The sequence below is a fragment of the Acinetobacter sp. ABJ-A23_2 genome, assembly GCF_044538765.1.
GTDB classification, from domain to species: domain Bacteria; phylum Pseudomonadota; class Gammaproteobacteria; order Pseudomonadales; family Moraxellaceae; genus Acinetobacter; species Acinetobacter nosocomialis_A.
The window spans coordinates 17,009-43,290 of sequence record NZ_JBIUCP010000030.1; the positions used below are offsets into that span (position 1 = coordinate 17,009).

Consider the following 26,282-nt stretch of genomic DNA (forward strand, 5'->3'; position numbering starts at 1 on the left):
CAAAATTAGATGAGTATTGATATTTCTGAACTACTTAAACCCATTAATGACAGCTTACTTTGTGGAGAGGATTATTCATTTTCTAATGAATTTCACGAAATAAAGAAAGCGAGAACAGAGGATGATCTACTATTAGATCAGGGGGATTGGGTTGCTGAGCGGAAACAGGCAGATTGGGATTTTGTTGCAAAGAGTGTAAGTACTTTGCTCACAGAAAAAACCAAAGATATCCGTCTATTAACATGGTTAATAGAAGCCTGGACTCATCTAAATGGTTTTGAAGGTATGGTAAAGGGTTTAACGTTAACCCATACCATGCTGAACCAATACTGGCAGGATATTCATCCGATTATTGAAGATGATGATTTGGACCAACGCATTGGTTTATTACAAGGTTTAATTAATCAGTTGCCTGGTTTGTTGAAGAAAGTCTCTTTAACTAGCGCAGTGCCTTATTACAATTTGCTTGATTACGATAATTTTCTATATCACGAGAACATTCGTCGTAAGCAAACTGAAGAGTACGACAGCCAATCAGGCCCATCTGAATTGGAACAATTTGATCAAGCGATCTTTAATACGTCTAAAACCTTTCAATATTCAAATTATCAAGAATTTACTTCAGTTTTAACTGAGTGGAATGTCTTAAAACAGACGCTTGATCACTTAATGGGATTAGATGCACCAAGTTTTGCTGCAATTGATTCTGCATTTGAAACAATTCACAGCACTTTACGCAAGATTTATAAAGCAGAGGCTTTTGGTACTGGGCTTGCCCAAACCCAAGAACAGGCCGCTGTGATCACGACTCCATCTATGGAAAATCAAGTGCCTGTACAACAAATCGTATCAGAACAGCCTATGTTTCAGCCTCAAGCACAAACTCACTTGGCTAACCGTGAGCAAGCAATGAAAGTGCTACAAGAAATAGCCGATTATTTTCAGGCCAATGAGCCACATAGTCCTGTGAGTTATATGCTTCAAAAGACTATTAAATGGAGTCAAATGCCATTACATGAATGGTTGGCACAAGTCATTAAAGATGAAAATCCATTACAAATGGTTCAGGAAATGTTAGGTGTACAGCCTAAAAATGAATACGAATAAAGATTGGTAAAGACATATGTTTAAAGCTGAAAAAGTCCTGTGGGGCGAAGGTTTATTTTTAAGACCTCAACATTTCCAAATTCAAGATACTTATCATGAACAACGTTTAAATCACACCGTCCGCGCTGTTGTGCCATTTTCATATGGTGTTCAAAAACTTAGTTTTGATGAAGCACAGCTTAGTACACATATTCTTGCGCTTGAGTCGGTAGAAATGATTTGGCAAGATGGTGAAATATACCAAGCACCGGCTTATGACTTACTACCTGAACCAATTTTGCTTGATGAGCTTAATTTACGTGGTGAGATGGTCATTTATTTGGCATTACCACTACTACAAGCCAATAAACAAAATTTAATCGATCAAAACCAGTCACAGAAGGGACGTTACCAATCGCATCTTGTGGAGACTCACGATCTTTTCACAAATGCGACAGAAGCAGATATCAGCTTGTTACGTCGTCGAGCTGTGTTTAAATTATTAGATGCAAACAGCAATCCTGATCATAATCTGGATGGTTTCCTCTATTTGCCAATAGGTAAAATCAAACGTCAGAGTTCAGGTGCTTTTGAAATTGATCGCAAATTTATTCCACCTATTTTGCATGTCGATGCATCTGAAACATTGGTTTCGAATTTAAAAAGAACATTGAATGTTATTAAGGCAAAAATTAAAACCATTCAAACCAACAACCGAGAAAATGAACAGAAATTAATTGAATTCCGTTCAGGTGATATCGTTTCGTTTTGGTTGGTCAATGCTTTAAATACTGCACATGCTGGTCTGAACCATTTCTTACAATATCCGCAAATTCATCCAGAACGATTGTTTTTTGAATTATTGCGTTTAGCAGGCTCATTATTAACTTTTTCGACAGCTTATGAAGTCGATCAGTTACCTGCATATAAACATCATAATTTGCAAGAAAGCTTTACTCAGCTCGACACCATTTTGCGTGATTTATTAGACACCATTATTTCTAGTCGTTACATCAGTATTGCACTTAAAGAAATTCGACCTTCATATTGGGTGGGAAGTCTTGAGACAGATAAGATTACTCGTGACACTAGACTTTATATAGCCGTATCAAGTAGTGCAATGCAGACTCACGAGTTGATTCAGATTGTACCTCTACGATTTAAAATCGGTAGTACGCTGGATGTTGAGCAGCGTGTTGTTGCAGCATTGCCGGCCATTCCATTACACCACTTAATTCAAGTTCCAACGGCTATTCCGGTACGTTCTGGCGTGAGTTATTTCGAAATCGAGCCACATCATGAACTCTATCAGCGCATGTTGGATTCGGAGACGATTTGTATTTACGTTCCAGCTGGCTTCCAAGATATCAGTATTGAGCTGATTGCGGTCATGAACGCTTAAAGATAAAGGAGAGAAAAATGTCACAATCTACAGGTGCTCCTTCTTTATTTGATGACGGGCAAATCGGGACTGGAGGAAACAATAATAGTCAGTCCCAAGCAAAACTTCAGGCGATTAATCTGATCGATTTATTGCACGATGGTTTTTATTTAATCTTTTTGATTCGAAATCAGTATGTACCAGCTGACCCACAGCGGTTTCGTGAAAAAATTTTAGATTTGCTTAATCGGTTTGAGCAACAGGCTAAAAAGTTGCAGTTTTCAGCAGATGATATTCATGATGCTAAATATGCATTTTGTGCGCTGCTTGATGAAACAATCGTGACCCAACAAGACCCAAGCTATTTTAATTTGCAAAATGCTTGGTTAATTAGTCCTTTGCAATTGAGCTTATTTGGTTCTCAATTGGCGGGTTATCAGTTCTTTGAAATATTAGAACAGTTGAGAAGCCGTGGAAAAGATCGTTTAGCGGCTCTTGAAGTATTTCATTACTGCCTATTATTAGGTTTTCAAGGTAAATATCGAATTGAATCTATCGAAAGCTTAAATCATTTGGTTGCACGAGTAGGCGACGAAATTGATTATTTAAAAGGTAAAAAAGTTGCTTTTTCGCCGTTCTCGGCAATTCCCGATCAGATACGAAATATTATTCATCGCGAATTACCTTTTTTCTGGATTTTGATTTTCTTGTTGATTTTTGCATTGCTTACCTTCGCGGGTTTAAGATTTATGCTCAATAATCAAAATGATAAAGCATTATCTACCTATCAAAATGTGATTTCTGCCCCACAAGAGCAGGCACATATTACAATTTATTTACCGTGATGATGGAACGAAATGGCTCAGGAAAAACCAACTTCTATTCGAGTTTTGCAATCGAATAAAAAAAAGTCGAGATCACCAGTAATCTATATCATCATTGGTATTATTGCCGGGGTGTTTGTAAGCATCTCACTCTTCCTGTTCTTGTCTCAACCGTATTCGTCAGATCCTACAACTGTTGAGAATAAGTCAAATCAAGATCAGGAACATGATCAAGTATTAATGACGAACTCCTCTGCACATGGGCAAGTTGCAGCTGATCAGCAAGAGCAAGCAGATCCAATGAGCCATGATGGTTTTGAGCAGCCTAAAGAAAATGAACTGAGTGGTATTTTTAAACCTGCTCCTCATAAAAATGCCGCTCCAGCAACTCAGCAACGTGTTTCACCTTTTGATGCCCAGCTAACGGGGGAACGGGTAGCACCTAAGCAACAAGTTGTGGCTAAACCCACTCACCCCATACAGCCAGCTCAGCAAAAACCTATCGCTCAACCTAAGGTAGTTCAAGCTAAACCTGCGGAGGCTAAGAAAGCTCCAGCTGAGCCAGAAGCTGAGGTGGAAGCACCAAAAGCATCGGTTGATATCAAAGTGACTCGCAGTCCGTTTGCGGTGAATTAGTAAATTCATGATGATTTTTCTAATTTTCTTTTGTTTTGCCTGCCTTGCTATAGGGCTGGCTTTTTTAATGTCTTATGAACTCAGAAGTAAGGGTAGAACATTTGTTCTATCGTTATTACCTCAGGGACGTCGGCAACTGAATCAGGTTAGGCAATTTGCCCAAACTATGAATCAGGCAGCCGCACCTGAAAAATTACAATCTCATTGGCATTTGCAACAATGGTGGATTGTAATTGCAGGATTTTTCTTATTTGCCAGTATTTTAGTTTTTGCTTTTACTCGCCCGATTAGCTCAACTCGGATTGAAGCCGAATATTTGAAAAAAACTGACCCGCAAATTTACGCGTTATTAAATGGAGAAATCTTATCACCACCGCCTGAAGTTGATGAAGGTCTGATTGAAGCGGCAATTGTTGAAGCGACGCAATTAGAGCAGCAGTATGCTTCTCAAGACAGTGGCGCGATTAATTCTTCACCTATTGATAAAGCAAGTTTCGATGGCCGTTCAATTTTAGATACCAATATGGTCAATCGTAAGTGGGACAAAATGAATCCACGTTATAAGCAGCGTTTGCTTATGGTCTTTAAAATTATGAAAGAGCAATATGGTTATGAGCTTGTTTTGCTTGAAGGCTATCGCAGTCCAGGACGCCAAAATATGTTGGCAGGCAACCCGAATACAACCAAGGCAAAAGGGTATCAAAGTTACCATCAATTTGGTTTAGCGGCAGATGTAGCATTTAAACGAAATGGTAAAGTTGTTATTTCTGAACGTGATCCATGGGCTATGCAGGGGTATCGACTGTATGGGCAAGTTGCAGAGTCAGTTGGACTGACATGGGGTGGTCGCTGGAAATCTATACAAGACTATGGTCATACGGAGTATAGAATGCCAGGTCTGAAGAAAACTCAGGAAATGGCGGAAAAATTAATTGCTGAAAGCTTAAATGAAATAAGTTAAAAGCTTAAGAGAGTGATCGGAAACGATCGTGCAATACAGTAGTCATCTTATCAGCAAGCTGGGAAATCAACCCAGCTTTTTCCCATGTGTAAATTGAAACTACCATAGGTGAAGCTTCGCCTAACGACCTATATTTACGTACACGACGACCTTTAGTGGTACTTACGGGAAGTAAAGATATTCCCAAACCTGTTTCAACACTCACTAAAACACTTTCTAAACTACTGCCTGTAAAAGCAATATACCAACGTCTCCGTTCACGTTCTAAAGTTTCAAACATTTCATCTCGATAAAGTCCTCCTTGGGGGAAAGTCACTAAACGAATTGGATCGGACATTGGTGTAGTTGTATTTTCACTTTCAAACCATGCCATTTCTTCTGGAAAAGATGCATAACAATCAGCACTAGCAGCTGCTTCTTTTACAATAATAATATCCAGCTCACCATTTCGATAACGCTCTGTTAGGTTACGGCTTAGGCCAGAAGTAACATCTAAGCGAATAGACCGATGGGCTTGTGCGAACATGCCGAAAATTTCAGCCATAGCGGTACTCATCATATCTTCTGGTAAGCCAATCCGAATAGGAATACTACCTGCTGGATCTTTTAAAACAGCTTCTGCTTCTTGTTGAAGTGTCAAAATCCTTTGAGCATAACCAATTAAATATTCACCTGAGGCAGTCAATTGTAAAGGTCGTGATGTGCGATCAATAAGTGAATGGCCAACAGATTCTTCAAGACGTGCCAACTGCTGACTAATCGTTGATTGTGTCAGATGTAACTTATCAGCAGCGGCGGTAAAACTGCCACTTTCGAAAATAGTCACGAATGCACGAAGAAGACGAGGGTCAAACATAAGTATTATCACCAACTAGGTAAAGAGCGGAACGCTTAAGTATTTATAATCTTAATACAATCGATTAAATAATTTAATTTCCAAATACTTTTAAGTGCACTTATTCTAGTTCCAAATTGTTCTGCTCTTAAAGTTTACTTAGATTTTTCATACCTAAGTTTCTTATATGGATCAATCCGACCGTTGCTACAGCATGCATGTTCAAGCGAATACCGTGAAATTGAAAAGTTACTTCTTTTAGCAGGCGCAAAGTAGTTGAGGATAATGAATGAAAGCAAATCAAATGTTTTTACGCCAAGCCATTGAACTTGCCTATAACAATATTGAAAAGGGGGGCAGACCATTTGGCGCAGTGATTGTAAAAGATGGCCAAGTAATTGCTTCGGGTGTAAATCAAATTTTGACAACCAATGATCCAACGGCTCACGCTGAATTACTTGCAATTCGTGCAGCTAGTCAAGTTTTAGGATCTGTGAATTTAGAAGGCTGCTCGGTGTATGCAAGTGGGCATCCATGCCCAATGTGTATGGCTGCAATGCGTTTAGCAGGTATCAAAGCAGTTTACTATGCGTATTCTAATGAAGACGGAACACCCTTTGGTTTATCTACAGCTGAAATATATGCTGATCTTGCAAAACCATTTGCTGAGCAGACTATGAAAATTGAATATGTACCCGTTCGGTTTGAAGACCGTACCGATCTTTATGTACTTTGGCACAATTATCAAACTAATCAGTCAGGCTCAGAGTAATGAAGCAGTCTGGAGCTTTCTTGGCCCGTCCCATGCTCATCGTAACAGTCGCTTTGGTTGGACTTAATTTAAGACCTTTTATGACGAGTATTGGTCCATTAGTCTCCAGTATTCGGGCAGGAACTGGGTTAAGTCTACAAGGAATAGCTTTACTCACTTTATTACCCATGATGTTGATGGGCGTTATTGCCTTTGTTGGTCCAATCGTCCAGAGCGTGGTTGGGGAACGTAGCGTTGTTTTGGGCTCCTTACTGACTATTTGTATTGGATGCGTACTTAGATTTTTATTTCCTACAGCTGAGGGTTTAATTACCAGTGCAGTCATGATTGGTTTAGGTGTCGCGCTGATACAAGCAGCTTTTCCTGGCATTATAAAAAGAGAGTTCAGCCAATATATTGGTCCGATGATGGGTCTTTATTCAGCCATGCTTATGGGCGGTGGTGCACTAGGCGCATGGTTAGCGCCTGTGCTCTCCAATATAACGGGTTTATGGTCTGTTGGACTGGCTTTTTTTGCTATACCAGCTGTATTGGCATTAATCTCAACATTTATTTTTTTACCCTCTATCGTAAGTTCGAATACACTTCCAGCACCTGTAAAGATGTTGCTTAAGAAACCTAGAACATGGTTATTAATGCTGTGCTTTGGACTCGTTAATGGTGGTTATTCTTCGGTTGTTGCTTGGTTAGCACCTTCATTTCAAGATCATGGTTGGAGTAGTGGACAAAGTGGAAAATTGCTCGCTTTACTTGCTTTAAGCCAAGCAGCATCGGCACTAATTTTGCCTATTTTAGCTAGACAGTATAAAGATCGCCGTCCATGGCTATGGTTTACTCTATTCATGCAATTTGCTGGGTTTTCTGGACTTGTATTTGTGCCTGAACTTGCCTCTATTTTATGGGCAATTTGTTTAGGCGTTGGCTTGGGAGGCTGTTTTGCTTTAACACTCATTGTTGCGCTTGACCATTTTGAAGAGCCTAGCAATGCAGGAGCTTTATCTGCACTCATGCAAGGTGGTGGTTTTTTACTTGCGGCAATACCACCTTGGTTCGTAGCGGCATTACATGATTTTACGGGTGCTTATAAAGCGGGATGGATTTTTCATTTATGTTGTGTGGTGCTCGTGATGGCTTTGGTGATAAGGCTGGCACCTAAAAGTTATCGCAAAATTCCCCTATAAAATATGATGTGATTAGAGGATACCATCCATCTAAAGAAATACGATTTGCATGCCAAGAACATTAAGGAATAGTGATAGGATGATACTTAAATTTTTAGATTTTAAATGAATACAACAATATTTGATTTTTATGACATCTTCTTTGAAAAAAATTGCCTTACTTAAACAAGGCTTAGGAAAAAATAGTCCATTTGCGACAGGAGTAGATGGAACTTTACAGGCGATTGAGCATTTAGGATATGTACAGATTGATACCATATCGGTTGTATAGAGAGCTCATCATCATATATTGTGGAGCCGAGTGCCAGACTATGATTTAAATCATTTAAATAGTTTAGTTCGTGAGCGGCAGATTTTTGAATATTGGTATCATGCGGCGTCTTATCTTCCTATGAAAGATTATCGCTATGCTTTGCCTGCTATGATGTCGGTTAAGAATGGGGAAAGCCGATATTTTAATAGAGGTGATCAACAACTGATGAATGAAATATTGGCGCGTGTTCGTGCCGAAGGTAAAATTCGACTACGTGATATCGACAAAAAAAATAAAAAAAGTTTAGGGAATTGGTGGAATACAGGTCCGGGTCGCCGTGCTTTTGAGCAGTTATATATGCAGGGCGATCTGATGATTTGTGAGCGTAACGGTATGGAAAAAGTCTATGATTTGACTGAGCGTTGCTTGCCTGAAGATATTGATTTAACAATGCCTACGCTTTACGAATATGCGCAGTATTTATTTAATAATACGCTTCGAGCACATGGGGCTTTCACATGGAAGCAATTAGTTCATTTAAAGAAAAATGATTTAAAAGAAACTATGCGAGTTGTGCTAAAAGAGCAGGTTGATGCTGGTGTTGTATCAGCAGTTAAACTTGCCGACGGTCAAACCCTATATGTGGATGTAGCTGCAATAGAACAAAAGCTTACTACTGATTTTGGTTTAAAAATACTTTCGCCTTTTGATAACTCGCTTATTCATCGTGACCGCTTAACTTCTTTATTCGAGTTTGATTATCGGATCGAATGTTATGTACCAGCAGCCAAACGCGTATTTGGTTATTTTTGCTTGCCGATCCTATATCAAGATGAGTTAGTAGGCCGAATTGACTGTAAAGCACATCGGAGTGTGAAAGAGTTAGAGGTAATTAGCTTACATTTAGAAAAAACAGTGAAAGATAAAGAACATTTCTTTTTCGAGTTAGATCAAGAGCTCAAACGTTTCGCAGCATTTAACCAATGTTTAACTGTGAATGACAAGGTAAGTAAGCTTATTCGCAGCAAGAAGTAAATAAATACTATTCTAGTTTTAGAATAAAACACCAAAAGAATTAAGGCTTTTGGTGTTTTTACTTGTTAGGTTAAAGACATACGGTATTCAATAACGCCTGGTTTTTGTGCAATCCAGTCATAGAGTTTTTGAGCTGTATGATTGGTTTCTTGTGTATGCCAATATAAACGGTTGCAGTTTTGTTCAATGGCTTGCTTCTGAACATATTCGATAAGTTGCTTACCAATGTGTTGTCCACGGGCTTCAGGTGAAACATAGATGTCTTCTAAATAGCAGTAATTATTCTCTGCCCATGTTGAACGATGAATAACATAATGCACAATTCCTAAAATATGCTCACCTTGTTTGGCAACAGCACAATACATAGGTTCTTTTGCATCGAAAAAACGCTCCCAAGTTATTTTTGTGACCTGAAGAGGTAAATTAACCTGATAAAAATTTTGATAGGCAAGCCAATATTTTTCCCACTGAGCATAGTCTTGTGGTTGAACAGGGACAATTTGAATCTCTTGATTTTGCATAAAAAGCACCCTCTGTTTTTAAAGTAATGGAAAAAAGTAATGGAAAATTGAGAACTAAAGTGTAGTTTTGAAAGTGGTATTTTTATAAGGTACACTTTTGATATTTTATACAGTACCAGTTTTGTTATGGCCGCTCCAATTTCTGCGCCTTTTCCTCATTTGATTTTGCCAAAGGGCCATATTAAAGACGGACTATATTCAGCTTTGCGTGATGCTATTTTAGATGGAAGACTCACCGCTGGAATAAAATTACCCTCAAGTCGTGCTTTAGCAGACATGATGTCGATTTCAAGAAATTCCGTATTGGCGGCTCTTGAACGTTTGCTCGATGAAGGATATTTATTTACTAAACCGAGTTCAGGGACTTACGTTGCTGAAGTTGTACCAGATCAACTCATACATATCCAAGAAAGTCCCCAAAAAACGACAACAAGTAAGCCTCATGCCTTAAATATTAATCCGAATATGGAAGCATTATTGGCTTCATGGCGAGAGCAGTCATGGTCAAATCAAAAGAAAAAAATGTTCCATGTAGGGGTAGGTTGTGTAGATTTATTTCCACATCAGCTTTGGGGAAAGCTATTAACTCAAGCTTGGCGACAATCTTATTATCAACTGGGCCAATTTCATGACCCTCGTGGCTATTTACCTTTACGTCAGGCAATTTGCGAATATGTGCGCTCAACCCGTGGGCTGAATTGTAATGAACAGCAAATTATAATTGTAAATGGAATACAGCAGGCCATTCATTTGACTGCCTATGCGTTACTTCAAACAAATGATGAAGTGTGCCTAGATGAGCCGGGTTATGATGCAGCTTTTAATATTTTTCGAAGTTTTGGAGCTCAGGTCAATTTAATCGAGAGTGATGAAGAGGGCATGCAAGTCGCAGACATTACCAAGCATTATTTAAAAAGCAAACTTGTTTATACCGCACCATCGCATCAGTTTCCTTTAGGAGGAACTTTGAGTTTGGCTCGCCGTTTTGCTTTATTAGATTGGGCGAACAAAGCAGAAAAATGGATTTTTGAAGATGATTATAATAGTGAATTCCGCTATGGCACTCACCCCATCCAAGCGCTACAAGGTTTAGATCAACAGCAACGTGTTATTTACTCTGGTACTTTTACCAAGATGATGTTTCCTGAATTTCGCTTAGGGTTCATGGTAGTACCTGAAGCATTAATCGAAACCTTTAGTGCTGCTAAATACTATACAGACGTGCGAAGTTCATACTTAGAACAGGTTGCTTTAGCTCTATTTATACAACAAGGTCACTATGCTAGGCATGTGCGTAAAGTTCGCAAAGCATGCTATGAGCGTCAGCAGATATTAATTAAAGCGATTAATGAGCACCTTTCAGACATACTTGATGTTCAGCCCACAGACTCAGGCATTCATCTTATATGCTGGTTAAAAGGCGCATGGACTGAGCAAAAGTTTATTGCTCATTGTTCGGCTTTGGATTTAGCGATTCAGCCTTTGGCTCGATATTGTCAACTTGCGCCGAAAAAAGCTGCTGTTTTGTTAGGCTATGCTGCCCATCAACCTGAGGAAATTATAGAAAATATTAAGAAACTCGCTTTTAGCCTCAAAAAGTAAATAGTTAAATTTTTCAGTCTTATATATGCAATATAGGCTCATTTTATTTTTAATGTATCGTGTAAAATATTTAGTGGAATTTAATAGTTTTATGAAAATTAATTAAAGTTAAAAAATATTTTAAATTTAAAAATTTATTAATATTATTTTAAGCTAGCTTAATTATTATAAAAACATCAAAGCTCGTCTAAGTACACCTTTTAGCCACATTCTCCAGATGTGGCTCTTTTTATTTAGGGTTAAAAAATTTAGAAAACGAAATAAATATAATTAAATATTTATTTTTAAATCGCTATAGAGATTTTTTAATCTTCTTCCATAGCATTACTATAAAATTTAACACCAAGTTTAATACGATCTCGGCCATTACTCATGCGCCAGCGATTTGTATCACGTAAAGAATATACACAACCACAATATTCTTGCTGATAAAATTCTTCACGTTTACTAATTTCGATCATACGGCTAGAGCCACCATTTTTACGCCAGTTATAGTCCCAGTACTGGATTTCAGGATAGTGTGCAGCGGCACGAATCCCGCAATCGTTGATTTGAGCCATATTTTTCCATCGTGAAATTCCTAAAGAACTACTGATTAAACTAAACCCATGTTCATAAGCATATAAAGCAGTCCGTTCAAAACGCATATCAAAACACATGGTACAGCGAATACCACGTTCAGGTTCATTTTCCATACCTTTCGCACGGGCAAACCAATTGTCTGTGTCGTAATCTGCATCAATAAATGGAATATTATGTTTTTCAGCAAAGCGGATATTTTCCTCTTTGCGAATGAGATATTCTTTCACTGGATGGATATTGGGATTATAAAAGAATATAGAAAAGTTTATATTGGACTCAATTAATGCTTCCATTACTTCTCCAGAGCAGGGAGCGCAACATGAATGGAGTAATAATTTATTATGTCCTAATGGCAGTTCAAGTTTTTGTCTTTGAGTAGTCATCATTGAAAATTAAGATATATTTTTATGTATTTTAAGTTGTTTAAATCAATATTGGAATGAATTTTTTTCAATTTAAGATGAAAATATTTAATTATTAATTTTATTATATTAACTCAGACATAAATTAATCTATATTTTTATTTTATGAAATAATAAACACATTATATTTATGCAATATTATAAAAGCTAATTTGATGTGTCAAAAAGCTCAATTAGATAGAAAAGGGTGATGGTTTTATAGTTTTGTAACTATTTGTCTTTTATATATTTATTTTTTATATTTTGAACTAAGATTAGTGTGATAGATGTCACAAATAAGTATTATTTTTTAAATTTAAATATTTTTTTAGATTTATATTTTTATTAAATTTATACTAAAACAGTTATTCTACTTTTTTAATTTGAGTATGTGATATTTTAAGATATGGACGATTGGCAATGTAAGTATTGTAATGGTTACATTATGGTTAATCATTCAAAGATAGAGGTAGGGGAAAAAGTTTACTTTTTGGTATATAAATTCGACGCAAAAAATGAAAGAAAAAAACTATATAAAAAAGGAACAGTGATCGCACGCTGCGATAATATTTTACATATCGAATCAAGAAAAAAGACATATAAAATAGAAGAGGCTAAAGTCTATCCACTGGGTGCCCCCATGCCGTTTGTTTACAATATGTTTTGGATTTGTGGCTGTGAAACTAGACCATAGTATTTTGTTTATGCAATCTGAAATGCAGTATTAATTTAAACGGCTTGATTATTTTTTATACATTTTATGAGATCATATTTTTAATTCTTCTCATTGTTTAAAATTTCTATAAATAGTCTGAGCTGTTGAATTGTTAAATTTAGCTCTTCATTTGACAAAGTTTCAGCATCCTTTTATAAAACCTCAACTAAAGTTATGGTTAATAGAAATGACTGAAACGAATCAAAGCCGTTTGTTGACTGTAGGTGAAGTTGCAAAACGTAGTGGTGTTGCAGTTTCAACGCTTCATTTTTATGAATCTAAAGGTTTGATTAAAAGTATAAGAACCAATGGTAACCAACGTCGTTTTACTTTAGTTGTGCTGCGTTATATTGCAATCATTAAAATTGCGCAAAAGGTTGGTATTCCATTAGAGGAAATTAAACAAGCTTTAAGCAAGTACCCAATGGGATCTAAATTAACTGCGCAGCAATGGAAAGAGTTATCTCTCGACTGGCGGAAAAATTTGGATGATCGTATTCAAAAGCTTACGCGGCTGCGAGATGAGATGGATTGGTGTATTGGCTGTGGATGCTTGTCATTAGAACAATGTCCTTTAAGAAACCCAGATGACGTATTGGGACAAGAAGGCGTTGGAGCACGTATTTTAGAAAGATCGTAGCTCATACATCTGTTGCTTGATCTTGTTCATCATAATTTACCGCTTGGAATAATTCATTATTTTGTAAGTTACTCTCTATGAAGGTTTTTTATTGTAAACAACGCATATAAAACATGAGTTTTTTTGATATCTTTAGCTTTTTTAGTAAGAAGTAAAATTTATGAAAAAAACTATCTTTCTTGGATTAGCGCTTGTTTCATTAACAGCTTGCTCAGCAGTACAACATAAAGAGTCAACTCCACCAAAAATTGGTTCACCAAATCCAGCAAGCAAATATTGTGTTGAGCAAGGTGGAAAATTAGAAATTAGAAATGAAGCAAATGGTCAGGTTGGTTACTGTCATTTGCCAAATGGTCAAGTGGTCGAAGAGTGGAAATTATTCCGCGACAACCAAGCTAACTGTGTAGCTGAAGAAGCTCAAAAATTAGTGGGTCAATCTGGCTTAACTGATGACCAAATCAAACAAAAAACCAAGTCAGAAATTGTACGTAGAGTCGCTCCAGGTCAGCCAATGACAATGGATTATCGTACAAACCGTGTCACTGTTACCATTGATCCAGCAACTAAAAAAATTACCAACGCGAACTGCGGTTAATTTTTTAATTAAAAATTGATTTAAGACCGAACAAGAAAGCCTGTCAAAAGATGGGCTTTTATTATTTTATTTCACTTACTCAAAAAAAAGCCCCTAGCGGACTAGAGGCAGAAAAACTTCAGATGCAAGAACAGGTGAATTATGCATCTGAGTTAAGTAGGTTGTATCAAACCATGTAAAGCACTTTACCAGTAAAAATGAGTAAAAATAGGGGCGTGCGACTAATGGCTAATATATGCTGTTTGTTATTTATACAAATTGATGCATTAAATTAATTTAAGAATCATTTTAAACATCTACTAAAAAATAGAAGTCTTAAAATTTATGACTATGGACCCATTCATTTCGGGCCATTCTTCAACCGTTGTCTTTTTGTGCGACTACCCAAGAGTTATTCGTGATTTGTGCTTGGCTTAATGATAATTTTAGAGCTATCCGAAAGGACACAATAATGACGAACATACGAATAATAATGAATCTAAGGTAGGACCCAGTGTTTATTAGTGTATTTGATCTTTTTAAAATTGGCATTGGTCCATCTAGCTCCCATACAGTTGGACCCATGCGAGCGGCATACAGTTTTGTGGATGATTTATTGAAGCAAAACGATTTACAAGCAACGGTTAAAGTTCAGGTGAATTTATATGGTTCGCTGTCGGCAACTGGTGTCGGTCATGCGACAGACAAGGCGGTTCTGTTAGGTTTAATGGGTTTTGACCCTGAACATATTGATACTCAACTAAGTACAAGCTTGATTGAAGATGTTCTTGAAAATAAATCCATCCAGCTTAATCAGCAAAAGACGATTTCTTTTGACTATAAGCATGATGTGCTTTTTTTAGATGAATCTTTGCCTTATCACCCAAATGCAATGGAACTGATTGCCTATAACGAGGCTCAAGAAATTTTATATGCAGAAACTTACTATTCGGTTGGTGGTGGCTTTATTGTTAGTGAAAGACAATTAACACACACCCAAACTGAAACTAACGATGTTAAGGTTCCATATCCATTTCACAGTGCGGCTGAACTTTTAAGCTTATGTAGAACTCATCATTTATCAGTGAGCGAGTTAATGCTTGAAAATGAAAAAAGCTGGCGTAGTGAAACTGAGATTCGCAGCAAGATTATGGAAATCTGGAAAGTGATGCAGCAGTGTATTCACAACGGATTAATTAATGAAGGCATATTACCGGGCGGATTAAACGTAAAACGTCGGGCTAAAAAAATTCACGATAAGTTATTAAATAAGAAAAACTCAAACCTGATTGTGACGACTTTTCATGCGATGGAATGGGTCAATTTATTTGCCTTAGCGGTAAATGAAGAAAATGCTGCTGGCGGTCGAGTAGTGACGGCACCTACAAATGGGGCCGCAGGAATTATTCCGGCAGTTTTATATTACTACGTGACTTTCTCTAAAGACTTTTCCGAAGATAAAGTGGTTCGTTTCTTTTTAAGTGCGGCAGCCGTTGGCATTTTATGTAAACTCAATGCTTCTATTTCTGGTGCAGAAGTAGGGTGCCAGGGTGAAGTCGGTTCGGCATGTGCAATGGCTTCGGCGGGTTTAGCCGAAATTTTAGGTGGTTCACCTGAGCAAGTGGAGCATGCGGCTGAAATTGGGCTTGAACATAATTTGGGTTTAACGTGTGACCCGATTGGTGGTTTGGTTCAGGTGCCTTGCATTGAACGAAATGCAATTGCGGCCGTAAAAGCCATTAATGCAGCCCAAATGGCACTTCATGATGACGATGAACACTTTGTCACGCTAGATAAAGTGATTCAGACTATGAAGGAAACAGGCAGAGATATGTCTGAGAAATATAAAGAGACTTCAAAAGGTGGCCTCGCTGTTAACGCCATTGAGTGCTAAAAAAATGAGATGGGGACGAGGTGACCCCATCTCATTTTAACCATTAAGCTTCGCGCGCAACTAAGGTTAAAATGTCGTAGGTTGCGACAAGTTCACCACGTTGGTTTTTGACTTTAATATCCCACACCACAACGCCATGCGCAGGTTGAGATGGGTCTTTTTGTGGCTTAGGTGTTTTTTGCTTACAGGTCAATTCAACCTGAATCGAGTCACCAATTTTAACCGGTTCAACAAAGCGTAAGTTGTCCATACCGTAGTTAGCAATCACAGGGCCTTGTGCTGCATCTACAAATAGACCTGCAGCAGCAGACACAATGAAGTAACCATGCGCAACGCGTTCACCAAAGAAAGACTCGGCCGCGGCGATTTTGTCGGTATGTGCATAGAAGTAGTCACCGCTTAAACACGCGAAATTGACAATATCTGCTTCGGTGACTGTACGGCGCGCTGTTAATAAACGTTCACCAATCACTAACTCATCAAAAGACTTTTTAAATGGATGTACACGGTCTTCGTTAACTTTCGAGCCGACAGTCCACGAGTGGGTAATTTGCGTCAAGCTATTTGGAGAACCCTGAATTGCAGTGCGCTGCATGTAGTGTTTAACTGCACGAATACCACCTAACTCTTCACCGCCACCTGCACGACCAGGACCGCCGTGTACTAAATGTGGAAGTGGAGAACCATGTCCTGTACTTTCTTTTGCTGATTCTGTATCGAGTACATGCACACGTCCATGCCAAGGCGCAATTTTTTGAATAATCTGTTCAATATTCTCATCGTTATTTTTAACGACAGAAGCCACTAGGCTACCTTCACCACGTGAAACAAGATCAGCTAGTTCTTCAATGTTTTGATATGGCATGAGGGTACATACAGGGCCGAAAGCTTCTGTGGTATGAACATGTGTCGCTTGCAAAGGTTGTTCGCAGAGCAATAAAGTTGGAGCGAAAAAAGCACCTTTTTCAGGATGGTCTGCATTAAATGTAAAACTATCGTTGCCACCAAAAACAATTTTTGCATCTTTGCTGAGTTCAGCAACTTTTTCTGCAACGTCATGTTTTTGTTTAATGCTCGCTAAAGCCCCCATGGTGGTTTCTTCTTTTTGAGGGTCGCCCACCACAACTTTAGCAAGTTTGGCAGTCAGCTTCTCTTGCACAGTCGCTAACAAATTTTCAGGAACGAAAGCGCGACGAATGGCAGTACATTTTTGGCCTGCTTTTGTAGTCATTTCACGGAAGACTTCACGCACAAATAAATCGACAGTTTCTTCATTTGCCTCAGGGCTTAAAATTGCACTGTTTACCGAGTCGGCTTCCATACTAAATGGAATCGAATATTTATTGAGGTGAGGGTGGTTACGCAGTTTTTGACCTGTGTAAGCAGAACCTGTAAACGTAACACAGTCTTGTGGGCCTAGGTGCTCTAATAGGTCATAGGTCTGACCGCAAATGAGTTGTAACGAACCTTTTGGTAATACATGGGCTTCTTCAATGGCTTTTACAACAGCTTGAGTTAATTGGGCACCATCGGTTGCTGGTTTCACAATACATGGCACGCCTGCAAGTAGAGTCGGTGCAATCTTTTCAAGCATTCCCCAAATTGGGAAGTTAAATGCGTTGATGTGAACGGCAACACCTGCTTTAGGACTTAAAATGTGCTTAGCACCAAAAGTCCCATTTTTAGATAATTGAATCCAGCTGTCTTCAGTAATAATTTTTTCATCATTGAGTTCACGGCGAACCAGACTCGAATAAGCAAATAATGTCTGGATCCCACCTTCAATATCAATCCACGCATCTTTACGAGTTGCGCCTGTGGCATAAGCAAGTTTGTAGAAGTCTTCCTTACGGTCAAGTAAATGTTGGGCAATTTGTTTTAACGCATTGGCACGTTGGTGAAACGTCCAGTTAGCCAGTTCTGAACCATTCTGTTTGGCATATTGAACAACACGTTTCATATCTATGCCATGACTACTTACGGCATAAATCGATTCACCTGTAATGGCATGATAAACAGGACGTAATTCTTCGTCAGACGAATGCCATGTTCCATAGACATAAGAAGCAAGATGAGGCAGTTGATGCTCAGACTGCTGAAAATCTGTGTCAGTTGAGGTTCCTTCTAGGTGTGCTTGTTCAAGCATGACCAAACTCCTTTTTTATTTGATACATCAATTATAAAAACTGCAAAAATATGATTCATAATTTCAGATTAATTTGTCTAAAAGTCAACTTTATTTTGATTTATAAAAGTAAAAAAGTTTTTTACAATTGTTTTAAAATTAATAATTTCAATAACTTGATATGTTTTATTGTTGTGGATTTAATTTGATACTAAAAAAGTGATTGACTTTGTTTTTAGTGTATCGAAAAATAGATTCAAGGGTGATACCTACAGGGAATGAAAGAATGGAAAACAATTACCAGAAATTTGAACAAAATATTGCCAATGAAATTACGATCGAGGCTAAGGATCAAATGCCCGATGCCTACCGCAAAACATTGATTCGTCAAATCGGGCAACATGGCCATTCTGAAATTGTAGGTATGTTGCCTGAAGGAAACTGGATTACTCGCGCACCAACTTTAAAACGTAAAGCGGTTTTGCTTGCGAAAGTACAAGATGAAGCGGGTCATGGCTTATATCTGTATAGCGCAGCAGAAACCTTAGGTGCAGACCGTGATGACATGATGGAAAAGTTGATTAATGGGAAAATGAAATACTCATCAATCTTTAACTATCCAACTTTGACTTGGGCAGATGTCGCTGCAATTGGTTGGCTTGTCGATGGGGCAGCCATTGTGAACCAAGTTGCGCTTTGCCGTACTTCATATGGGCCATATGCACGTGCGATGGTACGTATTTGTAAAGAAGAAAGTTTCCACCAACGTCAAGGTTTTGAAGCCATGATGGCTTTGGCAAACGGTACACCAGAACAAAAACAGATGGCACAAGATGCAGTGAACCGTTTCTGGTGGCCAGCACTGATGATGTTTGGTCCAAGTGATGAACATTCTCCAAACAGCGCACAAAGCATGGCGTGGAAAATCAAACGTTTTAGTAACGATGAATTGCGTCAAAAGTTTGTCGATAACACCGTGCCACAAGTGTTGCAACTTGGCTTGGAAGTACCGGACCCAGATTTAAAGTTCAATGAAGAAACAGGCCACTATGAGTTTGGCGAGATTGACTGGCACGAATTTAATGAAGTGATTGCCGGACGTGGACCATGTAATCACGAGCGTATCGAAGCTCGTCGTAAAGCATGGGAAAACGGTAAATGGGTTCGTGATGCAGCAGTGGTCTACGCGAAAAAGCAGCAGCTTGAAGCAAACAAAGTGGCTTAACAAGATTTATGGAAAAATTTGAGGAAATCAAAATGGAAGATAAAAACAACTGGTCGCTCTACGAAGTATTTGTACGTAGTAAACAAGGTTTAAGCCACCGACACGTAGGCAGCTTAAGAGCACCTGATGATGAAATCGCACTGCAACATGCTCGTGATGTTTACACGCGTCGCAATGAAGGAATTAGCATTTGGGTGGTTCGTTCTGAACTGATTAAATCATCACAGCCAGATGAAAAAGCTGAATTTTTCGATCCTTCTCTAGACAAGGTTTATCGTCATCCGACTTTTTACCATATCCCAGATGGCATTGAGCACATGTAAGGGGGATGGCAAATGAATCATTCAGTTTTATCTAAATTCTTATTACATATTGGCGACAGCCAACTGGTTTTATCTCAGCGTTTGGCTGAATGGTGCGGGCATGCACCTGAGCTAGAAATTGATATTGCCTTAGCAAATATCGGTTTGGACTTGTTAGGTCAAGCAAGAAACTTTCTGACGTTGGCTGGTCAATATGATGAAGCTAAACGTGATGAAGACCAGCTTGCATATTTCCGTACTGAGCGTGAGTTTTTAAACCTATTGTTGTGTGAACAACCGAATGGTGATTTTGCTCAAACGATTGTACGCCAGTGGTTGATGGACCATTACCATCTCCATTTATTTACTGCTTTAACGCAAAGCTCACTTCCTGAATTAAGCGCGCTTGCCGTTAAATCTTTAAAAGAAGTGAAGTATCACATCCGCTTTTCGACAAGCTGGATGGAACGTTTAAGTTTAAGTACAGATGAAGCACATCAACGTGTACAAGATGGATTAAATAATTTATGGCGCTTTACTGCTGAGTTATTTGAACTCAATGCAGACGAGCAAGCATTAGTTGCAGAAGGCGTGATTCCAGATTTTTCAAATGAAAAAGAACAATGGAACCAAACCATTGCAGATGAGCTTAAGCGTTTTGAATTAAATGTTGCTGTGAACGGTGCTTATCGCCGTGGTGCGAAACAAGGATTGCATACCGAGCATTTAGGTTATTTGTTGGCTGAAATGCAATGTATTCAAAGAACTTATCCGGGAATGACCTGGTAAGACAAGGAGGTGAGCCATGCAAATGATTCGTCATTGCATCGACCAATGTTGGGACGTTCTACAAACGGTAAGTGACCCTGAAATTCCGGTTTTATCAGTTGTCGATTTGGGCATGATTCGCGGTGTAGAGATTAACGATCAACAAGAAATTATTGTTCGTCTAACTCCGACATATAGCGGTTGCCCGGCAACAGATATGCTCAAAACACAAATTGTTGAGGCATTTACCGCAGAAGCTTTGACACCGGTCAAAGTCATGGTCGATTTATCAGAAGCATGGACCACGGACTGGATGTCTGAAGCAGGGAAAAAGAAACTGCAAGTTTATGGCATTGCACCACCTGAAGGGTTGGCGCATCAGTGTGGAACTCACGTTCATTTAAATGATGGTGTCGAGTGCCCACGTTGCAAAAGCCGACATACCCGACTGTTAACAGAGTTTAGTTCCACCGCCTGTAAAGCACTTTATAAATGTCAGGACTGTCTTGAGCCTTTTGATTACTTCAAATGTATTTAAGTCTTTAGATAAGGAAATCAGCCATGAGCCAATTTGTACCATTAAAAGTAAAAAGTATTACACCGCAAACCGATCAGGCAATTTGTATTGCATTTGACGTTGTACCTGAACAACAAGAACAATTTCAATTTCAACCGGGTCAACACTTAACCATTCGCCATTTAACCGAAGCGGGTGAAATCCGCCGTTGTTATTCAATTTGTAGCTATGCGGGTAAAGAAGACATCAGTATTGCGGTTAAAAAAATTGATCAAGGACAATTTTCAAACTGGGCAAATGACCATTTGAAAGTAGGCGATGTGCTTGAAGTCATGCCACCACAAGGTGTGTTTTTTCAAAAAGCAGCCAAGATCGGCGGGCAAAACTATTTAGGCGTTGCTGCGGGCAGTGGTATTACCCCAATTTTATCAATTATTAAACAAGTTTTATTTGAACAACCTGAAGCTAAATTTACCTTGCTCTATGGCAATCGCTCATGGAAACAAACCATGTTTGCCGAGCAAATTATGGATTTGAAGGATCAGTTCAAAGAACGCTTTCAACTCATCAATATTTTTTCTCGTGAGTTCAATGACAGTGAGCTAATGAACGGTCGTATTGATGCAGAAAAGCTTAAGCAACTTTTTGATTTTGAAGTGCTTGAAACAAATTTCGACCATGTTTTTGCCTGCGGCCCAGACGAAATGATGAATGCCGTAGAAAATACGTTGCCGAACTTTGGTATTGCCAAAGAGCGCATTCACACCGAACGTTTCCATACAGGACAAGCGCGTAAACGTAGTGTTGAAGCAGATGCAAACCGTAAAGAAGAAAAGGTCAACATCATTTTAGATGGTCGTGAGCTGATTGTTTCTGTGGCTCAAGATGATGAAAGTATTCTTGATGCAGCTTTACGTGCGGGTGCCGACTTACCGTATGCATGTAAAGGTGGGGTATGCGCAACCTGTCGCTGTAAGGTACTTTCAGGCGAAGTCGACATGTTCCTTAACTATAGTCTTGAAGAAGATGAAGTTGAAAAGGGCTATGTGCTGAGCTGTCAGACCTTACCAAAAGGCTCAAATGTTCGCTTGAGTTTTGATGAATAGAGGCTGTCATGCAAGAGTTGATCAAAGCCAGCACAGCAACTGATGGTGTTTTGTTATTAACCCTAAACCGTCCGGAAAAAAGAAATGCTTTAAACAATGCAACATTGCAGTGTTTATGCGAGTTGCTCGAAGAAGCTGAACATAATGCTCAAGTCAAAGCAGTGGTTTTAACAGGTAATGCTCAATGTTTTGCGGCTGGAGCAGATCTTAGCGAATTGGCTGCAATGGACGCCGTGTCTTTGCAACTCGATATTCGCCCGAAGCTTTGGCAAAAAATTGATGCGTTTAGTAAGCCACTAATTACAGCAGTGAATGGCTATGCCTTAGGCGCTGGGTTCGAGTTGGTTTTGCATTCAGATATGGTGATTTGCGGTGAAAATGCCCGATTCGCTTTACCTGAAATTACCTTAGGTATGTTGCCGGGTGCAGGCGGAACACAGCGTTTAGCACGCTTGGTTGGACAACAACTCACCATGCGCTGGGCCATGACAGGTGAAATGATTTCGGCAAAACAGGCGGAGCAACATGGCATTTGCAGTCAAGTGGTTCCGACCGAATTAACCGTTGAATATGCGGTTCAGCTTGCAGCCAAAATTACAAAACAAGCGCCTTTAGCGATTCGTGTGATTAAACAATCAATTAAAAGTATTCATGAAACAACGTTAAGTCAGGGACTCAAGTTTGAACGTCAAAACTTTGTCTGGCTGGCGGCTACAAAAGATCGAAACGAAGGGATTAATGCTTTCTTTGAGAAAAGAAAGCCAGTGTTTAGAGGTGAGTGATGGACTATCAAAATATTATTGCTGAAGAAAAAAATGGTGTTGGCTACCTGACATTTAACCGCCCAAAAGCACTGAATAGCTTTAACGTTGATATGCACCGTGAAGTGGCTGAGGTTTTAAACCTGTGGACCAAAAATCCAGAAGTTCGCTGTGTTGTGATTAGTGGCGAAGGCCGTGGCTTCTGTGCAGGGCAAGACTTAGGTGATCGTGTAGTAGACCCAAATGCTGAAGCTCCAGATTTAGGATATTCCATTGAAACTTACTATAACCCGCTCATTAAAACGATTGTAAATATGCCAAAGCCTGTCATTTGCGCGGTAAATGGCGTGGCAGCAGGTGCAGGGGCAAATATTGCACTGGCGTGTGACTTGGTGATTGCAGCTAAATCGGCAAACTTTGTACAAGCCTTTTGCCGCTTAGGTTTGGTTCCAGACTCTGCGGGTACATGGTTTTTACCACGTGCTGTAGGCCATGCGCGTGCTATGGGATTGGCTTTGTTAGGTGACAAGCTCCCAGCAGAAACCGCAAAAGAATGGGGCATGATTTGGGATGTTGTAGAAGACGCCGAGCTTAAAACAAAAGTGACTGAACTCGCTGAACGTTTAGCGAAACAGCCTACATTTGGTCTATCTCTTATTAAAAAGGCCATTCATCAATCAAGCAATAACACCTTTGAAGAGCAAATGTTGTTAGAGCGTGATTTACAACGTATTGCGGGTCGTTCTGAAGATTATCGTGAAGGGGTACAAGCCTTTATGAATAAACGTGAACCAAATTTTAAAGGGCGCTAAGCATGACAGATTTAGACTTATCTCGTGCCCGAATTGCCGTTATTGGTTCTGGTACCATGGGCATCGGCATTGCCCAGTTAGCCATTGTAAACGGGCACTCGACCATTTTATATGATCTGGACGCTCAAAAAGCGCAACAAGCCGTTCAAGGTTTAGGGCAGACATTTAAAAAGCTGGTTGAAAAGAGCAAGCTCACACAACAACAAGCTGATGAAGCCTTAGCGCGTTTAACAGTGGTCAATCAAGTTGAAGCGCTGCGTGATGCTGACTTGGTGATTGAAGCAGTCGTTGAGAAAAAAGAAGTTAAACAGTCTTTATTTAAACAGCTCGCTGAAATTTGTAGTGCGCAAACCATTTTTGCAAGCAATACATCTTCAATTTCAGTGACTGCAATTTCGGCGGGCATTGCTCATCCTGAGCGCGTAGTGGGTTTACACTTTTTTAACCCTGCGCCAGTCATGAAACTGGTTGAAATTGTGCAAGGCTTAAAAACTCCAAACAGCTTATGTCTGGCTTTAAAAAATTTGATGTTGGGCTGGAAAAAAATTCCAGTACTCACCAAGTCGACTCCCGGGTTTATTGTTAACCGAATTGCACGTCCGTTTTATGCAGAAGGCTTTAGAGCACTGCAAGAACAAGTTACCAGCTACGACCAGCTAGATTATGCCTTAAAGCAATGCGGCGGTTTTGCGATGGGGCCGTGTGAACTTACCGACCTCATTGGGCAAGATGTTAACTTTTCGGTAACCCAAAGCGTTTACCAAGAGTTTTTTTACGAGCCGCGCTACCGCCCAAGCCTCATTCAAAAAGAATTAGTTGATGCGGGTGCTTGGGGTCGTAAGTCAAAACAAGGCTTTTATACTTATAACGAAAAAAATCAGTACGAGACATTTCAGCCTCAAGCTGTGGTTGCCAAACAAGTTGATGCACATATTCAGCTAAAAGGGACTTGGTCTCAGCTACCTGCTTTTTTAACGCGTTTAGGTTTTAAAAGCGGATCTGTGAGTGACGACAATATTCTTCAAATTGATGATATCGACTTGCGTTTAAGCCAAGGTGAGTCAGCCAATATTCATTACTTAAGCCGTAAAGTGGTTTTAATGGATTGGCATCATGATTTTGAGCAAGCAGAGGCTTTAGTACTCAGTCATAACGAGCTTTGTGAAGCAAGTGACCTCGCTAAAGTTGAGGCTTACTTTGCTCAGTTTGGTATCAGTGTCATGTGGATTAAAGACCATCCGGCACTGTTAACCTTACGCACCATCGCTTTACTTATTAATGAAGCCTGCGAAGCAAGTTTACATGGTGTTGCGAGTCTGGAAGATATTGATAATGCCATGAAATATGGAGTGAATTATCCTAAAGGGCCTTACCAGTGGTTGACACAAATGGGCGGTGCTTATGTGCTCCAAACTTTAAATAACTTATATGCACTGTATGGAGAGGAAAAATATCGCGCGAGTATCTACCTCAAGCAATATGTAGCAAAAACTCAAAACATTGCTACTCAATATTCACGTGATATGACCGAATTTGCATAATCAGGAGTCAACATGGAAGACGTTTTAATTTGCGATTTTATTCGTACCCCAATTGGACGATATGCAGGTGCCTTAAGTGCAGTACGTGCAGATGATTTAGCTGCATTGCCCATCAAATATTTAAAAGATAAACACCCGAACTTACCGTGGAATACGGTAGACGAAGTGTTTTTGGGATGTGCTAACCAAGCAGGTGAAGACAATCGTAACGTTGCACGTATGGCGACACTCTTAGCAGGCTTACCAGATACAGTGCCAGCCATGACCGTCAATCGCTTGTGTGCTTCGGGTTTAGATGCGGTGGGACTTGCTGCACGCTCAATTAAAGCAGGCGAAGCGCAGTTTGTGTTGGCAGGTGGTGTTGAGTCGATGAGCCGCGCGCCATTTGTACAGGCTAAACCGACCGAAGCGTTTAGCCGAACCCCTGAAATTTATGACACCACCATTGGCTGGCGCTTTGTAAATAAGCAACTTAAAGCACAATACGGCACAGACAGCATGCCCGAAACTGCCGAAAATGTAGCTGAAAAGTATCAGATTAGTCGTGAAGATCAAGATGCGTTTGCATTGCGTAGCCAACAAAAAACGGCTGCTGCACAGCAAAACGGTTTTTTTAACGATGAGATTTTGCCCGTCGAGATTGTAGATCGTAAGAAAAACGTGGTTGTGGTGAACCGCGATGAACATCCGCGTGAAACAACACTTGAAGCACTCGCTAAGCTAAAAGCGCCTTTTAGAAAAGAAGGTGGCTCGGTGACTGCCGGAAATGCTTCTGGTGTAAATGATGGCGCTGCATGTGTGTTAATTACCAGCCGTGAATTCGCAGATACACATGGTTTAAAACCTTTAGCACGCGTGATAGGCATTGCAAGTGCGGGTGTTGAACCCAAATATATGGGTATAGGTCCTGTTCCGGCTGTACAGAAAATTTTAAAGCAAACAGGTTTAACGCTAGATCAGATGGATGTGATTGAGCTGAATGAAGCATTCGCAGCCCAATCTTTGGCTTGTATGCGTGAACTTGGTTTAAAAGATGACGATGAACGCGTTAACCCAAATGGTGGTGCAATTGCATTAGGCCATCCACTCGGTATGAGTGGTACACGTTTAGTGATTACGGCAACACGTGAGCTTAAAAAACGAGGTGGACGCTATGCACTTTGCACGATGTGTGTAGGTGTTGGACAAGGCGTTGCACTGATTTTGGAAAACTTAAATTAATTCAGACGGTT

The 26,282-nt window shown here is 39.5% G+C and carries 25 protein-coding genes and 1 pseudogene; 22 read left to right on the forward strand and 4 right to left on the reverse strand.

From position 1 onward, the window contains the following. Positions 1-9: 9 nt before the first annotated feature. Genes tssA through ACH63V_RS11435 form a run of 5 tightly spaced genes read left to right on the forward strand, consistent with a single transcriptional unit; the run spans position 10 to position 4,888 of the window. Positions 10-1,107 carry a type VI secretion system protein TssA gene (gene tssA, locus ACH63V_RS11415; RefSeq protein WP_311087895.1) on the forward strand — a complete coding sequence of 366 codons (1,098 nt, stop codon included), beginning with the start codon at positions 10-12 and terminating at the stop codon, positions 1,105-1,107. Positions 1,108-1,123: 16 nt separating this feature from the next. Beyond that, positions 1,124-2,488 (forward strand): type VI secretion system baseplate subunit TssK, encoded by a 1,365-nt coding sequence (tssK, locus tag ACH63V_RS11420; protein ID WP_004702450.1) that lies wholly within the window; start codon positions 1,124-1,126, stop codon positions 2,486-2,488. A gap of 17 nt (positions 2,489-2,505) precedes the next feature. Continuing rightward, on the forward strand, positions 2,506-3,312 hold the full coding sequence (gene icmH / locus ACH63V_RS11425) for a type IVB secretion system protein IcmH/DotU (protein ID WP_263613411.1): 807 nt from the start codon (positions 2,506-2,508) through the stop codon (positions 3,310-3,312). A gap of 12 nt (positions 3,313-3,324) precedes the next feature. Continuing rightward, complete coding sequence (locus ACH63V_RS11430; protein ID WP_396463551.1) at positions 3,325-3,927, forward strand: hypothetical protein; 603 nt, start codon at positions 3,325-3,327, stop codon at positions 3,925-3,927. 7 nt (positions 3,928-3,934) lie between these two features. Next, positions 3,935-4,888, forward strand: coding sequence for a M15 family metallopeptidase (locus tag ACH63V_RS11435; RefSeq protein WP_263613413.1), 954 nt, complete (start codon positions 3,935-3,937; stop codon positions 4,886-4,888). A 4-nt stretch (positions 4,889-4,892) separates the two neighbouring features. On the opposite strand, the gene ACH63V_RS11440 is transcribed toward ACH63V_RS11435, so the two are convergent. Further along, positions 4,893-5,744, reverse strand: coding sequence for a LysR family transcriptional regulator (locus tag ACH63V_RS11440; RefSeq protein ID WP_396463552.1), 852 nt, complete (start codon positions 5,742-5,744; stop codon positions 4,893-4,895). A 268-nt stretch (positions 5,745-6,012) separates the two neighbouring features. Here ACH63V_RS11440 and ACH63V_RS11445 point away from each other — a divergent pair, with 268 nt between their 5' ends. From ACH63V_RS11445 to ACH63V_RS11455, 3 genes and pseudogenes are all read left to right on the forward strand, one after another. Then, positions 6,013-6,495 carry a nucleoside deaminase gene (locus tag ACH63V_RS11445; RefSeq protein ID WP_396463553.1) on the forward strand — a complete coding sequence of 161 codons (483 nt, stop codon included), beginning with the start codon at positions 6,013-6,015 and terminating at the stop codon, positions 6,493-6,495. Further along, complete coding sequence (locus ACH63V_RS11450) at positions 6,495-7,676, forward strand: cyanate transporter (RefSeq protein WP_396463554.1); 1,182 nt, start codon at positions 6,495-6,497, stop codon at positions 7,674-7,676. Before ACH63V_RS11445 ends, ACH63V_RS11450 begins: the two co-directional genes overlap by 1 nt. Positions 7,677-7,806: 130 nt before the next feature. Continuing rightward, positions 7,807-8,964, forward strand: a pseudogene (locus ACH63V_RS11455) (winged helix-turn-helix domain-containing protein). A 65-nt stretch (positions 8,965-9,029) separates the two neighbouring features. Here ACH63V_RS11455 and ACH63V_RS11460 read toward each other — a convergent pair. Continuing rightward, complete coding sequence (locus ACH63V_RS11460) at positions 9,030-9,485, reverse strand: GNAT family N-acetyltransferase (protein ID WP_396463555.1); 456 nt, start codon at positions 9,483-9,485, stop codon at positions 9,030-9,032. A 126-nt stretch (positions 9,486-9,611) separates the two neighbouring features. Between ACH63V_RS11460 and ACH63V_RS11465 the strand changes: the two genes are divergently transcribed. Beyond that, positions 9,612-11,087: a PLP-dependent aminotransferase family protein gene (locus tag ACH63V_RS11465; RefSeq protein WP_396463556.1), complete on the forward strand. Its 1,476-nt coding sequence runs from the start codon at positions 9,612-9,614 to the stop codon at positions 11,085-11,087. Positions 11,088-11,392: 305 nt separating this feature from the next. Here ACH63V_RS11465 and ACH63V_RS11470 read toward each other — a convergent pair whose 3' ends face one another. Then, positions 11,393-12,052, reverse strand: a complete 660-nt coding sequence (locus tag ACH63V_RS11470) for an epoxyqueuosine reductase QueH (protein WP_263614959.1) — start codon at positions 12,050-12,052, stop codon at positions 11,393-11,395. Positions 12,053-12,476: 424 nt separating this feature from the next. Here ACH63V_RS11470 and ACH63V_RS11475 point away from each other — a divergent pair, with 424 nt between their 5' ends. From ACH63V_RS11475 to ACH63V_RS11490, 4 genes are all read left to right on the forward strand, one after another. Beyond that, positions 12,477-12,764, forward strand: a complete 288-nt coding sequence (locus ACH63V_RS11475) for a hypothetical protein (protein WP_263613420.1) — start codon at positions 12,477-12,479, stop codon at positions 12,762-12,764. A gap of 208 nt (positions 12,765-12,972) precedes the next feature. Continuing rightward, positions 12,973-13,425: a redox-sensitive transcriptional activator SoxR gene (soxR, locus tag ACH63V_RS11480; protein WP_263613421.1), complete on the forward strand. Its 453-nt coding sequence runs from the start codon at positions 12,973-12,975 to the stop codon at positions 13,423-13,425. Positions 13,426-13,585: 160 nt separating this feature from the next. Then, positions 13,586-14,020, forward strand: a complete 435-nt coding sequence (locus ACH63V_RS11485) for an I78 family peptidase inhibitor (protein WP_396463557.1) — start codon at positions 13,586-13,588, stop codon at positions 14,018-14,020. A 493-nt stretch (positions 14,021-14,513) separates the two neighbouring features. After that, positions 14,514-15,893: an L-serine ammonia-lyase gene (locus ACH63V_RS11490; RefSeq protein WP_396463558.1), complete on the forward strand. Its 1,380-nt coding sequence runs from the start codon at positions 14,514-14,516 to the stop codon at positions 15,891-15,893. Positions 15,894-15,936: 43 nt separating this feature from the next. Here the strand turns inward: ACH63V_RS11490 and paaZ are convergent, their stop codons facing one another. Further along, positions 15,937-18,039 carry a phenylacetic acid degradation bifunctional protein PaaZ gene (gene paaZ, locus ACH63V_RS11495; protein WP_396463559.1) on the reverse strand — a complete coding sequence of 701 codons (2,103 nt, stop codon included), beginning with the start codon at positions 18,037-18,039 and terminating at the stop codon, positions 15,937-15,939. Between the two features lie 265 nt (positions 18,040-18,304). On the opposite strand from paaZ, the gene paaA reads away from it, so the two are divergent. Genes paaA through pcaF form a run of 9 tightly spaced genes read left to right on the forward strand, consistent with a single transcriptional unit; the run spans position 18,305 to position 26,271 of the window. Beyond that, on the forward strand, positions 18,305-19,243 hold the full coding sequence (paaA, locus tag ACH63V_RS11500; protein ID WP_000431128.1) for a 1,2-phenylacetyl-CoA epoxidase subunit PaaA: 939 nt from the start codon (positions 18,305-18,307) through the stop codon (positions 19,241-19,243). A gap of 32 nt (positions 19,244-19,275) precedes the next feature. Next, a complete protein-coding gene (gene paaB, locus ACH63V_RS11505; protein ID WP_000389648.1) occupies positions 19,276-19,566 on the forward strand; it encodes a 1,2-phenylacetyl-CoA epoxidase subunit PaaB in 291 nt (96 codons plus the stop codon). A 12-nt stretch (positions 19,567-19,578) separates the two neighbouring features. After that, positions 19,579-20,334, forward strand: coding sequence for a 1,2-phenylacetyl-CoA epoxidase subunit PaaC (paaC, locus tag ACH63V_RS11510; RefSeq protein ID WP_396463560.1), 756 nt, complete (start codon positions 19,579-19,581; stop codon positions 20,332-20,334). Between the two features lie 16 nt (positions 20,335-20,350). Then, positions 20,351-20,851 (forward strand): 1,2-phenylacetyl-CoA epoxidase subunit PaaD, encoded by a 501-nt coding sequence (paaD, locus tag ACH63V_RS11515; RefSeq protein WP_001177941.1) that lies wholly within the window; start codon positions 20,351-20,353, stop codon positions 20,849-20,851. A 23-nt stretch (positions 20,852-20,874) separates the two neighbouring features. Beyond that, positions 20,875-21,936: a 1,2-phenylacetyl-CoA epoxidase subunit PaaE gene (gene paaE / locus ACH63V_RS11520; RefSeq protein WP_262010946.1), complete on the forward strand. Its 1,062-nt coding sequence runs from the start codon at positions 20,875-20,877 to the stop codon at positions 21,934-21,936. An 8-nt stretch (positions 21,937-21,944) separates the two neighbouring features. After that, the gene (locus ACH63V_RS11525) at positions 21,945-22,718 is read left to right on the forward strand and encodes an enoyl-CoA hydratase-related protein (RefSeq protein WP_396463561.1); all 774 of its coding nucleotides are present in this window, start codon (positions 21,945-21,947) and stop codon (positions 22,716-22,718) included. Further along, positions 22,718-23,509, forward strand: a complete 792-nt coding sequence (gene paaG, locus ACH63V_RS11530) for a 2-(1,2-epoxy-1,2-dihydrophenyl)acetyl-CoA isomerase PaaG (protein WP_065709522.1) — start codon at positions 22,718-22,720, stop codon at positions 23,507-23,509. The genes ACH63V_RS11525 and paaG overlap by 1 nt, the downstream gene beginning before the upstream one ends. Before the next feature lie 2 nt (positions 23,510-23,511). Then, the gene (locus ACH63V_RS11535) at positions 23,512-25,050 is read left to right on the forward strand and encodes a 3-hydroxyacyl-CoA dehydrogenase (protein ID WP_396463562.1); all 1,539 of its coding nucleotides are present in this window, start codon (positions 23,512-23,514) and stop codon (positions 25,048-25,050) included. Positions 25,051-25,062: 12 nt separating this feature from the next. After that, on the forward strand, positions 25,063-26,271 hold the full coding sequence (gene pcaF, locus ACH63V_RS11540; protein WP_396463563.1) for a 3-oxoadipyl-CoA thiolase: 1,209 nt from the start codon (positions 25,063-25,065) through the stop codon (positions 26,269-26,271). Positions 26,272-26,282 lie beyond the last annotated feature (11 nt).